The organism is Variovorax sp. AC194, from assembly GCF_979257995.1.
The window spans coordinates 5,161,857-5,174,516 of sequence record NZ_OZ409823.1; the positions used below are offsets into that span (position 1 = coordinate 5,161,857).

13 protein-coding genes are annotated in these 12,660 nt (G+C 68.0%); 5 read left to right on the top strand and 8 right to left on the bottom strand.

Translation table 11 applies throughout. The features are described from left to right. Positions 1-22 precede the first annotated feature (22 nt). The 4 genes from ACZYRS_RS24595 to ACZYRS_RS24610 are packed head-to-tail and all read left to right on the top strand — an operon-like array spanning position 23 to position 4,457. The gene (locus ACZYRS_RS24595; RefSeq protein WP_463421341.1) at positions 23-913 is read left to right on the top strand and encodes an ABC transporter permease; all 891 of its coding nucleotides are present in this window, start codon (positions 23-25) and stop codon (positions 911-913) included. A 16-nt stretch (positions 914-929) separates the two neighbouring features. Further along, complete coding sequence (locus tag ACZYRS_RS24600; protein WP_463421342.1) at positions 930-1,976, top strand: ABC transporter ATP-binding protein; 1,047 nt, start codon at positions 930-932, stop codon at positions 1,974-1,976. Beyond that, entirely contained in the window at positions 1,973-2,968 is a 996-nt protein-coding gene (locus ACZYRS_RS24605; protein ID WP_463421343.1) for an ABC transporter ATP-binding protein, read from the top strand. Before ACZYRS_RS24600 ends, ACZYRS_RS24605 begins: the two co-directional genes overlap by 4 nt. A gap of 37 nt (positions 2,969-3,005) precedes the next feature. After that, complete coding sequence (locus ACZYRS_RS24610; protein ID WP_463421344.1) at positions 3,006-4,457, top strand: N-acyl-D-amino-acid deacylase family protein; 1,452 nt, start codon at positions 3,006-3,008, stop codon at positions 4,455-4,457. A 284-nt stretch (positions 4,458-4,741) separates the two neighbouring features. Here ACZYRS_RS24610 and ACZYRS_RS24615 read toward each other — a convergent pair whose 3' ends face one another. The 5 genes from ACZYRS_RS24615 to ACZYRS_RS24635 form a co-directional block, all read right to left on the bottom strand. After that, positions 4,742-4,954 carry a hypothetical protein gene (locus tag ACZYRS_RS24615; RefSeq protein ID WP_198788100.1) on the bottom strand — a complete coding sequence of 71 codons (213 nt, stop codon included), beginning with the start codon at positions 4,952-4,954 and terminating at the stop codon, positions 4,742-4,744. Positions 4,955-5,093: 139 nt separating this feature from the next. Beyond that, positions 5,094-6,008 carry a ZIP family metal transporter gene (locus ACZYRS_RS24620; protein WP_463421345.1) on the bottom strand — a complete coding sequence of 305 codons (915 nt, stop codon included), beginning with the start codon at positions 6,006-6,008 and terminating at the stop codon, positions 5,094-5,096. Between the two features lie 109 nt (positions 6,009-6,117). Beyond that, the gene (locus ACZYRS_RS24625; RefSeq protein WP_463421346.1) at positions 6,118-7,017 is read right to left on the bottom strand and encodes a dienelactone hydrolase family protein; all 900 of its coding nucleotides are present in this window, start codon (positions 7,015-7,017) and stop codon (positions 6,118-6,120) included. A gap of 100 nt (positions 7,018-7,117) precedes the next feature. Continuing rightward, the gene (locus ACZYRS_RS24630) at positions 7,118-7,897 is read right to left on the bottom strand and encodes an aspartate/glutamate racemase family protein (protein ID WP_463421347.1); all 780 of its coding nucleotides are present in this window, start codon (positions 7,895-7,897) and stop codon (positions 7,118-7,120) included. Positions 7,898-8,008: 111 nt separating this feature from the next. Further along, on the bottom strand, positions 8,009-8,899 hold the full coding sequence (locus tag ACZYRS_RS24635; RefSeq protein WP_463421348.1) for a transporter substrate-binding domain-containing protein: 891 nt from the start codon (positions 8,897-8,899) through the stop codon (positions 8,009-8,011). A 204-nt stretch (positions 8,900-9,103) separates the two neighbouring features. Between ACZYRS_RS24635 and ACZYRS_RS24640 the strand changes: the two genes are divergently transcribed. Then, positions 9,104-10,315, top strand: coding sequence for a D-amino acid dehydrogenase (locus ACZYRS_RS24640; RefSeq protein ID WP_463421349.1), 1,212 nt, complete (start codon positions 9,104-9,106; stop codon positions 10,313-10,315). Positions 10,316-10,325: 10 nt separating this feature from the next. Here ACZYRS_RS24640 and ACZYRS_RS24645 read toward each other — a convergent pair whose 3' ends face one another. From ACZYRS_RS24645 to pdxR, 3 genes are all read right to left on the bottom strand, one after another. Then, on the bottom strand, positions 10,326-10,646 hold the full coding sequence (locus tag ACZYRS_RS24645; protein ID WP_093434648.1) for a DMT family transporter: 321 nt from the start codon (positions 10,644-10,646) through the stop codon (positions 10,326-10,328). Between the two features lie 3 nt (positions 10,647-10,649). Next, complete coding sequence (locus ACZYRS_RS24650) at positions 10,650-11,117, bottom strand: carboxymuconolactone decarboxylase family protein (protein WP_463421350.1); 468 nt, start codon at positions 11,115-11,117, stop codon at positions 10,650-10,652. A 107-nt stretch (positions 11,118-11,224) separates the two neighbouring features. Continuing rightward, entirely contained in the window at positions 11,225-12,649 is a 1,425-nt protein-coding gene (gene pdxR, locus ACZYRS_RS24655) for a MocR-like pyridoxine biosynthesis transcription factor PdxR (RefSeq protein WP_463421351.1), read from the bottom strand. Between the last annotated feature and the right edge of the window lie 11 nt (positions 12,650-12,660).

Here is a 12,660-nt window from a genome sequence, read left to right on the forward strand (position 1 = left end):
GCCCATGTCCACCGTACTCCCGATGAGTGACCTCCCCCTCCCGGCTGCACAGGCGGCCCCGGCCGACGAAGCGCCCTTCGTGCCCCCGCGCTGGCGCTGGGTGCGCAAGCACCCGACGCTGATCATCGGCGCGCTGCTGCTCATCGCCGTGGCCGCGCTCTCCATCGCCGCGCCCTGGATCGCCACGCACGACCCGCAGGACATCGACCCGCTCGCGCGCATGCAGGTGCCATCGGCCGAGCACTGGTTCGGCACCGATGCGCTGGGCCGCGACGTGTTCAGCCGCGCGGTGTGGGGCGGGCAGGTGTCGATGATCGTCGGCGCCTCGGTCGCGGTGCTGGCGACGGTGTTCGGCGTGTTGATCGGCCTGTTCGCCGGCTTCGTTCGCTGGGCCGACGGGCCGGTGATGCGGGTGATGGACGGGCTCATGGCGATCCCCGGCATCTTGCTGGCCATTGCGCTCATGGCAGTGACGCGCGCGAGCCTCACGACGGTGATCGTCGCCATCACGGTGCCCGAGATTCCGCGCGTGGTGCGGCTGGTGCGCTCGCTGGCGCTCACGCTGCGGGAGCAGCTGTACGTGGAGGCCGCGCATGCCGTGGGCACGCGGCTGCCGGTGATCCTGTTTCGCCACGTGCTGCCCAACATGGTGGCGCCGCTGATCGTGCAGTCGACCTTCGTCGCGGCCGCCGCGGTGCTGACCGAGGCCGCCCTTTCCTTCCTCGGCGTGGGCGTGCCCGCGCAGACGCCCAGCTGGGGCAACATGATGGCCGAGGGCCGCAACTTCGTGGCGGTGGCGTTCCACATCATCCTGTACCCGGGGCTGCTGCTGGCGGCCACGGTGCTGGCGATCAACCTGCTGGGCGACGGCCTGCGTGACGCGCTCGATCCGCGTCTCGCGCGGCAACTGTGAAATTGGGAAAAGCGCCATGAAGCCCATGTCTCACGTCGCACTCGCCCCCGGCGAGCCCCTGCTCGAAGTCGACAACCTGCGCACGCATTTCCATACGCTCAACGGCGTGGTGCGCTCGGTCGATGGCGTCTCGTACACGGTGCGCGCGGGGCGCACGCTCGGCGTGGTCGGCGAATCGGGTTGCGGCAAGAGCGTGACCGCGCTCTCGATCCTGCGGCTCGTGCCCACGCCGCCCGGCCGCCATATGGGTTCTGTGCGCCTGCGCGGCACCGACCTCATGCAGCTGAGCGAGCGCGAGATGCGGCAGATCCGCGGCAACCGCATCTCGATGATCTTCCAGGAGCCGATGACCTCGCTGAACCCGGTGCTCACCGTGGGCCGGCAGATCGCAGAGACGGTGCAGCTGCACCAGAAGGCCAGCCGCGCCGAAGCGATGCAGCGCGCGGTCGAGATGCTGCGCGTGGTGCAGATCCCCGAGCCCGAGCGGCGCGTGAACGAGTACCCGCACCAGCTCTCGGGCGGCATGCGGCAGCGCGTGATGATCGCGCTGGCCCTCGCGTGCAACCCCGAGGTGCTGATCGCGGACGAGCCGACGACGGCGCTGGACGTGACGATCCAGGCGCAGATCCTCGACCTCATCCGCCGGCTGCAGAAGGAGCTGGGCATGGGCGTGGTGATGATCACGCACGACCTGGGCGTGGTGGCCGAGAGCTGCGACCGGGTGGTGGTGATGTATGCGGGCAAGAAGGTCGAGGAGGCCGATGTGATCGACCTCTTCGACCGGCCGCTGCACCCCTACACGCGCGCGCTGATGGCCTCGATGCCCGCGATGAACACCGCGAGCGCGCGGCTCACGGAGATTCCGGGGCTGGTGCCGGCCGCGCACGAACTGGGACTCGGCTGCGCGTTCGCCGCGCGCTGCAGCCACGCGCGCGAGCGCTGCCGCGTCGAGACGCCGCAGCTCACGCAGCACGGCGGCGACCATGTGGTGGCGTGCTTCGCCGTCGAAGAACAATGGGCTGATGCAGCCGATGCAACAAATGCCGCCGAGGTGACCGCATGACGACGACCGCAGCCCCGCTGCTCCAGGTGCGCAACCTGCGCAAGCACTACATCTCGCCCAAGCGGTGGCTCCGGCCCGCGAAGCCGGCGATCCAGGCGGTCGATGGGGTTTCGTTCTCGGTCGCGCGCGGCGAAACGCTGTCGCTGGTCGGCGAGTCGGGCTGCGGCAAGACGACGACCGCCAAGTCGGTGATGCGGCTGGTCGAGCCGACGTCGGGTTCGGTGTCGCTCGATGGCGAAGAACTGCTGACGCTCTCGGCCAACGAGATGCGGCTGCGTCGTCGCCAGTTGCAGATCATCTTCCAGGACCCCTATGCCTCGCTGAACCCGCGCCTGACGGCCGGCGACATCGTGGCCGAGCCGCTGCGCAACTTCGGCATGGGCGCGGCGGCCGAGCGGCGCGAGCGCGTGCAGTGGCTGTTCTCGCGCGTGGGCCTCAGGCCCGAAGCCGCGAAGAAGTTTCCGCACGAGTTCTCGGGTGGCCAGCGGCAGCGCCTGGGCATCGCGCGCGCACTGGCGGTGAACCCGAAGCTCATCGTCTGCGACGAGCCTGTGTCCGCGCTCGACGTGTCGGTGCAGGCGCAGGTGGTCAACCTCTTGATGGACCTGCAGGCGGAGTTCGGCATCGCGTACCTCTTCGTCGCGCACGACCTCGCGGTGGTGCGGCACATCAGCCATCGCGTGGCGGTGATGTACCTCGGGCACATCGTGGAGATCGCGGACCGGGACACGCTCTTTTCCGCGCCGCTGCATCCGTACACCGAGATCCTGCTGTCCGCCGTGCCCGTGCCGAACCCGCGCACGCCCGCGCGCCGCATGCTGCTGCAGGGCGATCCGCCGAGCCCCGCGAACCCGCCTTCGGGCTGCCGCTTCCACACGCGCTGCCCGATGGCACAGGCCCTGTGCAAGGAGAAGACGCCCGAGCTGAGCGAGCGCCCGTCATCTTCGAATGGTGGCACCGGCACACACCTGGTCGCCTGTCACTTCCGCTGAATTGCCGCGGATTTCCGCTGAAGAAAGAACCTCACCGATGACCGACAAGACATCCCACTACGACCTGCTGATCCGCGGCGGCACCGTGATCGACGGCACCAAGGCGCCGCGCTTCGATGCCGACGTGGGCATCACCGGCGGCCGCATCGCCGCCATCGGAAAGCTCGCGGGCCACACGGCCGACCGGACGCTGGACGCCACGGGCCGCATCGTCGCGCCGGGCTTCATCGACTCGCACACGCACGACGACCAGGCCGTGCTCTCGCAGGCGCAGATGCCCTTCAAGGTGTCGCAGGGCGTGACCACGGTGGTGGCGGGCAACTGCGGCATCAGCGCCGCGCCGCTGCGCGTGGACATGGACCTGCCGATGCCGTTGAGCCTGCTCGACACGCCGGCCGAGGGCCGCTTCACCACGTTCGCCGCCTACCTCGATGCGCTGCGCGCCACGCCGTCGTCGGTGAACGTGGCCGCGATGGTGGGGCATTCGACGCTGCGCGCGGTGGTCATGTCGGACCTGGACCGCCCCGCGAACGACGCCGAGATCGCCGCGATGCAGGCGCTGGTCGAGGAGGCGATGCAGGCCGGCGCGATCGGCCTCTCGACCGGCACCTTCTACCCGCCGGCCGTGAAGGCGACGACCGAAGAGATCATCGAAGTCTGCCGCCCGCTCACCTCGCGCAAGGCGCTCTACGTGACGCACATGCGCGACGAGAGCGACCGCGTGATGGAGTCGCTGGAGGAGACCTTCGACATCGGCCGCGCGCTCGACATTCCGGTGGTGGTGTCGCACCACAAGGTGCAGAACGCGCAGAACTTCGGCAAGACGAAGGTGACGCTGCCTTTCATCAAGGAGGCGATGCAGCACCAGTGCATCGGCCTGGATTGCTACCCGTACACCGCGGGCTCCACGATGATCCGCACCGACCGCGGAATGATGGACGGCCGCGTGCTCATCGCCTCGAGCGTGCCGCACCCCGAATGCGCGGGCCGCGACCTGAAGGACATCGCGGCCGAATGGGGCGTCTCGGGCGAAGAGGCGGCAAAGCGCCTGCAGCCGGGCAGCGCGATCTATTTCATGATGGACGAGGACGACGTGCAGCGCATCCTCGCGTTCGACGACACCATGATCGGATCGGACGGCATTCCGCTCGGCGAGAAGCCGCATCCGCGCCTGTGGGGCACCTTCCCGCGCGTGCTGGGGCACTACAGCCGCGACGTGGGTTTGTTTCCGCTGGAGACGGCCGTGTGGAAGATGACCGGGCTCACCGCGCGCAACTTCGGCCTGCACGAGCGCGGCACGCTCAAGCCGGGCCACCACGCGGACGTGGTGATCTTCAATGCTGCGACGGTGCGCGACACCGCGAACTACGAAACGCCGACGCAGCCGGCCGAAGGCATCGATGCGGTGATCGTGAATGGCGCCCTCACCTGGCAGCACGGCGTGCACAGCGGTGCGCGCAATGGGCAGGTGATCGTGCGTCAGTCCTGAAGGCGGAAATTTTCAGGGCGCGTACACAGGCCACCGGGTACTCCCCTCCGCGAATGTCCCCCGGCCTGCGGCCTCCTCCTTGATTTCGCTGCGGGGAACACCCGATGCCCTGCGTACCTGGACGTGCTGCTGGTGTTTCGCTGATCAACGCCGCTGCGCACAGCTAGCACGCCGATGGGGTGCCTTGCGCAGCGAAATCAAGGAGGAGGGGCGAAGCCCCGGGGGACATTCGCGGAGCAAGGTGCCCCGTCGGTGTGATCGCCGCCCCGAAAGCAGCCGATATCTCAGTCGGGAGCGTTCATTACGCGATCGAACTCTTCGTCCGCGGGAACGTTGTCCGCATCCAGCTCGCTGGCATCGGTGAGATCGATGCCAGTTTCTTCCGAGAGGTCGTCGGTGACGTCGCTGTCGGTTTCCTCGAAATCGTCGGCTGGCGTGTTGTCGTCATCGTCTTCGGATGGCGAAGCGGCGCGCGCGGTGGCGTCGACGTGATTCATGATCGGCTCCTCGGCAGATGAATGCTGTACGGCCCCCTATGGTGCGCCTGTTTCGGCCGTTCCGGTTCATCCGCGCGGAGGCGTCGGTGTCGGAAAGTTTCCCGACTTGCCCTCTCCCCGACGATGCGGGCCTGCGTCGTCAGTCCTTGTGGACGTGGCCGGTTTCGCCGTGGCCCGCGTCGTGGCCATGGTCATGGCCGTGCTCGCCGTGCGCGAGCCGGCTCACCAGCGTGACCAGCACGATGCCCGCGACCAGCCACAGCACCTGCGCGGCGGTCTGGCGGGCGGGCAAGCGTTTTTGCAATTGCGGAATCAGGTCGGCCAGCGCGACGTAGACGAAGCTGCTGCCGGCCAGCACCAGGAAGTACGGCAGCCAGCTGTGCAGCTGGTCGACCAGCCACCAGCCGGCGATGCCGCCCAGCATGGTCATGGTGCCGGCGAGCGACACCTTCACGAGCGCCACGCGCTGGTTGGCCGAGCTCTGGCGCAGCACCACGAGGTCGCCGATGTGGTGCGGCACTTCATGCGCGAGCACCGCCAGCGCCGCCACGAGGCCCAGGCGAATGTCGGCGACGAACGCGGAGGCGATGAGGATGCCGTCGCCGAAGCAGTGCACGCTGTCGCCGGTGAGAACGGCCCAGCTGCCCCCGCCCTTGGGGGCATGGTCGTGTCCATGGCCGTGATGGTCGTGCGCGTGATCGTGGCCGTGATCATGGTCAGCGCCCTTGTGCGCATCCGCCCCTTCGGGGGTGTTGCCATGGTGATGCTCGTGCCCGTGGTGCCAGAGCTCCGCCTTGTCGAGCAGGAAGAAGAACACGAGACCGAAAAGCAGTACCGCGAACAGCAGCGCCGGCTCGATGCGGCTCTCGAAGGCCTCGGGCAAGAGGTGCATGAAGGCGGTGGCCAGCAGCGCACCGGCCGCCAGGCTCAACAGGTGCTGCGGATTCACCCCGCCCGAGCCGCTGCGCACGCCCACGCGCAGCAGCAATGCCGCCAGCCAGACACTTCCGATGCCCGCGACCAGGGTCGCGGCGATGATGACTATCAAATTCATAGCTGCTTGCGCAAGAGGAGCGGTCGTGAGGACCGCATACCGTTCATAAAAAGGAAAAGGCCGTCACACAGGACGGCCTTCGGCGGAGAGTGGCTACAAGGCGCCGTCGTCAGGCGACGCCATTGGCTTTGAACCAGGCGGTGGCGCGCTGCCATCCGTCGTCTGCTGCGCTCTTCACGTAGCTCGGGCGGTAGTCGGCATGGAACGCGTGGCCTGCTTCGGGGTACACGACGAAGCTCGATGCCTTGGCCGCAGGAGTCCCATTGGCCAGAGCAGCTTTCATCTTATCAACCGTGTCAAGGGGGATGCCCTGGTCTTTTCCGCCGTAGAGGCCGAGCACCGGCGCCTGCAGGCTGGCGGCGATGTCGATGGGGTGTTTCGGCTGCAGATCGCTGGCCTGCCCGACCAGCCGGCCGTACCAGGCCACGCCGGCCTTGACCTTGCCGGTCGCCGCATAGAGCCACACGATGCGCCCGCCCCAGCAGAAGCCCGTGATGCCGGCCTTGCCGGTGTCGCCGCCGTTGGCCTTGGCATAGGCCAGCGCGCCGTCCAGGTCGGCGATGACCTGCGCATCGGGCACCTTGCTCACGATGTCGGCCTGCAGCTTCGGAATGTCGGTGTAGCCGCGCGGATCGCCCTGGCGCGCATAGAGCTCGGGCGCGATGGCCAGGTAGCCCAGCTTGGCGAAGCGGCGGCAGGTGTCGGCGATGTATTCGTGCACGCCGAAGATTTCCTGGATCACCAGGATCACCGGCAGGCCGGTCTTGCCGGCCGGCGCCGCCGCATAGGCGGGCACCTCGAAGCCGTTGACGGTGTACTTGATCGGGCCGGCCTTCAGGCCTTCGGCCGAGGTGGCAATGGCGGTCTGCGCCATCACCGGCATCACGGCGGCTGCGTAGCCGACGCCGATGGCCGCCTTCAGGGCGGTGCGGCGCGTGGCGCCCTGCTCGGTGCTGTCGCCGGGGCGAAGCGAATCGAAGTCGGAACGGCTGTCGTCGAGTGGGGACATTGGAGGGGCTCCAGTTGAATCGTCGGACAAGGGGCGTCGCGCGAAAAAACGCACGCCGCAATGTAGGCGAAATCGGCCGGGCGCCTCTATGACCGGAAATTCAGTGGGGTCGGGACGATGCGCCGTACGCCCCATGCGCCCCATACGCCCCATAGGCCCGATTGGCCAATGCGGCCGCCAGCACCTGCGCCGGATCGACCAGGCTCAGCCCGGCCACCGCAGCCGAGCCCTGCAGCCCCAGCGGCACCTCGGTGCAGCCCATGATGATGGTGACGGGCCCATGCCGCTCGGCCAGCCGCAGCGCGACCTCGGAGAAGCACTGCTCGGCCAGCGGCATGTTGCCGGCCTTCACCCCGTCGAAGATGCCGCGCATGATGGTCTGGCGCTCATCGGCCAGCGGCACGTGGCAGGCCAGGCCCGCTTCGGCCAGCGCCTGTTCGTAGAGACGCACGCGGTAGGTGCCCTCGGTGGCCATCAGCGCCACATCTGTCGCGCCCTGCGCGGCCAGTTGCTGCGCGGTCTCGCGCGCCATGTGCAGCAGCTCGACCTGCGGAAAGCGCTCCTGCAGGTTCGCATGCCAGGCATGCGCAGTGTTGCAGGCGATGGCCACGGCGCGGCTGCCGAGCGCGGCCAGCCGGCCCAGCGCCTGCAGCATCGGCTCCAGCGGCTGGTGCGCACCGCTCGCGTCCGAGGCCAGCGCGCCGGTGCGGTCGGGCACCGGCACCTGCGCGAGCCAGTGTTCGGGAAAGGACTGGTCGCGCACCGGCTCGCCGCGCGCCCGCATCTGCTGGGCACAGGCCTGCACGAAGAGCCGGACGAAGTCGGCGCCCGCCGCGGGGCCCATGCCCCCCAAGATGCCAACTACGTTTGTCGAGACCATGTCTTTCTCTGTTTCAGGAATACCGCGGAACCGGCTTTGCCGGGCCGCAGGTATTGCCCCCGGCAGGGGGTGGGCGAAGCGACACGAAGTGCGCGTAGCCTGGGGGCGAGCTCAGGTTGCGGGTTTGTCGCTGAAGGCCTTGAGGTTTTCCTTCAGCTGATCGCTCATCGGCAGGTTCAGCGGCACGTTCTTCGGCGGAATCGGCTGCATGAACCACTTGGTGTAGAGCTTCTCGAACTCGCCGCTCTTCATCATGTTGGTGAAGGTGTCGTCCACCAGCTTCTTGAAGGCCGGGTCGTCCTTGGGCAGCATGCAGGCGTAGGGCTCGACCTGCAGCGACTCGCCCACCACTTCGTAGTCGGCCGGGTTCTTGGAGTTGGCGATCAGGCCGAACAGCAGGATGTCGTCCATCGCGAAGGCGACGGCGCGGTCGCTCTCCACCAGGAGGAACGCATCGGCGTGGTCCTTGCCGAGCACGATGTCCATGCCGAGGTTCTTCTCGGCGTTGTACTTGCGCATGACCAGCGCGTTGGTGGTGCCGGTGGTGCTGGCCACGGTCTTCTTGGCGAGGTCGGCGTAGTCCTTGATCTTGGAGGACTTCTTGGTCAAGAGGCGCGTGCCGGTGTAGAAGTGATTGACCGCGAAGGCCACGTCCTTGCCGCGCGCGGTGTTGTTGGTGGTGGAGCCGCACTCCAGGTCGACGGTGCCGTTGGTGATCAGCGGAATGCGGTTCTGCGAGGTGACCGCCATCAGCGAGACCTGCAGGTTGGGCTTGTTCAGCTTCTTCTTGACCGCTTCGACCACGGCGTTGGAGAGCTCCACCGAGAACCCGATCGGCTTGTTGGGGCCGTCCAGGTAGCTGAAGGGCACCGACGACTCGCGGTAGGCGAGCGTGATCTTGCCGGACTCGGCAATCTTGGCGAGCGTGTCGGCGGCTTGCGCGCCAGTGGCGGTAAAGAGCACCGCGGCAGCCATGGATGCCATCAAGACGGAGAGTTTCATTCGAGCCTTCATTCGGTTGGATTGAACAGAGAAGCGCAGTGTAAGAAGGAGTGACACATCGCGACAATTCCAAATAACCCCGGGGTCATGCCCAAAGGTTATGGGCGGGGGTTCTTTTGGCATTTCCGGGCCGCGCGGGGCGCCTCTACAGTCGCTGGCTCCCCTCCTTTTCTGTCTTCACTTCATTCCCGGAAAGTTGCCTTCATGCATGTGTGTGTGCTCGGTGCCGGCATCGTGGGCCTGGCAACTGCCTGGCAACTCGAACGCCGGGGTCATCAGGTCACGGTGATCGATCGCGCGACGCCGGGCGCCGGCGCGAGCGGCGGCAATGGCGCCCAGCTCAGCTACTCGTATGTGCAGCCGCTGGCCGACGCATCGATCTGGCGGCAGTTGCCCAAGCTGCTGCTGTCGCCGAGTTCGCCGCTCAAGCTGCGGCCCCAGCTCGATCCGCTGCAGTGGCGCTGGGGCATGGAGTTCCTGGCGGCCTGCAACGCCGAGACCTCGCGCGACACCACCGCCAAGCTGCTCGCGCTGGCCGCGTCGAGCCGCGCGGAGTTCGAGGCCATGCGCGCGGAGCTCTCGCCCGACTGCGATTTCTCGGCCACCGGCAAGCTGGTGCTCTACGGCAATGCGTCGTCGCTCGAAGGCGCGCGCGCGCAGCTCGAACTGCAGCGCACCATGGGCAGCCAGCAGCGCATGGTCACGCCGCAGGAGTGCGTGGTCATCGAGCCCGCGCTCGCGAGCTACCGCGGCCAGATCGCGGGCGCCGTCTACACGCCCAGCGAATGCGCGGCCGATTGCCTCAAGGTGTGCGCCGAACTCATGGGCGCATTGCGCGCGCGCGGCGTGCGCTTTCTGCTGGGCACCGACGTGCACGGCTTTGCGCGCAACGGCGCTCGGGTGGCCGCGGTGAATTCGAGCGAGGGCGACATCGAGGCCGATGCCTTCGTGATGGCGCTGGGCTCGGCCTCGCACAAGCTCGGCCGCGCGCTGGGCGCGTACCTGCCGGTGTATCCGCTCAAGGGCTACAGCATCACGGTGGAGGTCGATCCCTCGCCGGGCGCGGCGCCCCGCGTGAACGTGACCGACAGCGCCCGCAAGGTGGTGTTCGCGCGCATCGGCTCGCGCCTGCGCGTGGCGGGCATGGCCGAGCTGGTGGGGCACGACGCGAGCATTCCGGCGACGCGCATCGAGACGCTGGCGGCCGCCACGCGCGCGGTGTTCCCGCATGCGAGCCGGCTGGAAGAACTGCACCCGTGGACCGGCATGCGGCCCGCCACGCCGAAGGGGCTGCCGATCATCGGGCGGCTGCCGAGCGCGCCGCCCAACATGCTGTTCAACACCGGCCATGGCGCGCTGGGTTTCACGCTGGCCTTCGGCTCGGCGCTGAAGATCGGCCAGGCGCTGCAGGCCTGAACCGAGCTTCTCAGTTGCTGGAGACCAGCTTCAGCCCGATGACGCCCGCCAGGATGAGCGCGATGCACAAGAGGCGCATCGGCGCGGCCGAGTCGCCCATCACCAGCACGCCGACGATCGCGGTGCCGGCCGCGCCGATGCCGGTCCACACCGCATAGCCCGTGCCCATCGGCAGCGTGCGCATCGAGAGCGACAGCAGCACCACGCTCGAGAGGCCCGCGCCGACCGTGAACAGCGCAGGCACCAGCCGTGTGAAGCCTTCGGACGATTTCATCGCGAAGGCGAACACGATCTCCAGAAGCCCGGCGACGCCGAGCAATGCCCAGGCCATGGCTCAGGCCCCGGCCGCAGCAGCCACCGTGGCCGCAGGCGTCGAGCGGAACGTGACGCCGAAGCGGGTGAAGGCGTTCATGAGGCCGATCGCGTAGGTGAGGTCGGCCAGTTCCTTGTCGCCGAACTCGGCGGAGGCGGCCTCGTAGTCGGTGTCCGGCACGCCCGTCTCGGCAACGCGCGTCACGGTCTCCGCCCAGGCGAGCGCCGCGCGTTCGCGTGCGCTGAACACCGCACCCGCGTCGTGCCACACGGGCACCAGCACGAGCTTGTCGACCGCGAGGCCGGACTTCAGCAGGTCGCGCGAATGCATGTCGATGCAGTAGGCGCAGCCGTTGATCTGCGACACCCGCAGGTAGACGAGGTCGACCAGTTGCTTGGGAAGGCCGCTTTTCTGGACGGCGACGTACACGCCGCCGAAGGCCTTGTAGACGTCGGGCGAGATCTTGGCGTAGTCGATGCGATGGCTCATGGGGAGTCCTTGTGTGTGCTGGTTGAGAAGGACTCTATCGTCGAAGATCTTGGTCCAGTCCAGAAGAGCCAAGAATGGCATCCGGTTCTAGGCCATGATTTCCCGGCTCACATCAAGGCCAGGATGCGCTTGCCCAGTTTCTCGGCCGTGGCCCGGGAGTCGATGTTCGTGAAGTTGACGAGCAATGCCGAGGGGCCCTTGCCGATCTGCTGCCACTCCGACAGCGCCTCGGCAAAGAGGCCGTCTTCCCGCATGCGCAGCATGAGCTTGCGGTCCGACTGGCGACCCGTGAGCCGCAGGATGAGGTGCATGCCGCCGGGCAGCGCATCGATCTTCACGTGCTTGCCCAGCACCTTCTCCAGGCCCGCCTTGGTGGCCTCGCGACGCTCGGCGTAGAGCTTGCGCATGCGCTGGATGTGGCGCGCGAAATGGCCCTCCTTGATGAAGGCGGTGACGATGGACTGCGTGAGCTCGGGGCTGCCGCCCGCGAAGGTCTGGACGATCTGCTCGAAGCGCTCGACCTGGGGTTCCGGCACCACCAGATAGGCCAGCCGCAGGCTCGGAAAGAGCACCTTGCTGAAGGTGCCCGCATAGAGCACGCGCCCGTCGCGGTCCAGGCTCTTGAGCGCGGGCAGCGGGCGGCTCACGTAGCGGTACTCGCCGTCGTAGTCGTCCTCCACGATCCATGCGTCGTTGCGTCCCGCCCAGTCCAGCAGCGCCAGGCGCCGCTGCAAGGAGAGCGACACGCCCAGCGGGCTCTGGTGCGCCGGCGTGACCACCGCCATGCGCGCACGCGGCGCCGACCGGATGCCCTCGGCAACGACCATGCCGTCTGCATCCACCGGCACCGGCACGGTCGCGATGTGCATCTGCGCGAGCAGTTCGCGCGTGGGCGGATAGCCGGGGTCCTCAAGCCACACGCGGTCTCCCGCCTTGAGCAGCGCGAGGCCGACGAGCTCGATGGAGTGGCGGTACCCCGAGGTCACGAACACCTGCGATGCCGTGCAGTGGATGCCGCGCGACATCTGCAGGTAGGCGGCGATTTCCGCGCGCAGCATCGGCTGGCCGAAGACCGAGGGGTGCGTCATGTCGGACGGCTGCATGGCACGCGCGCACCGCGCCCCGAGGCGGGCCCAGATCTTCCGGGGAAATTCGTCGAGGGCGGGCAGGCCCATCTGGAACGGAAGGATCGAGTACGGGCGAAAGCCGATCGAGGACGTCCCGCTGTCGATCACGGGCGGCGGGGTCGCCACGGGCGTGCGGGGTTTGAGGCCCGGCGTGACGACTGTGCCGGCCTGGCCGCGGGCCTGGATGTAGCCCTCGGCGGACAGCAGCGAATACGCGGTCTCGATGGTGCCCCTGGCCAGGCCCAGCTCCTTCGTCAGCGCGCGCGCCGAAGGAATCCGGTCGCCGGGCTTGAGCAATCCGCCGGCGATGGCGCTGCGAAAGCGCTCGTAGATCTGGCGGTAGTAAGGCTCGGTCGCCGTGGGGTCCAGTGGCGAGATGGGGGTGGTCTTGCCGGGGTTCGTCATGCCGGATTATG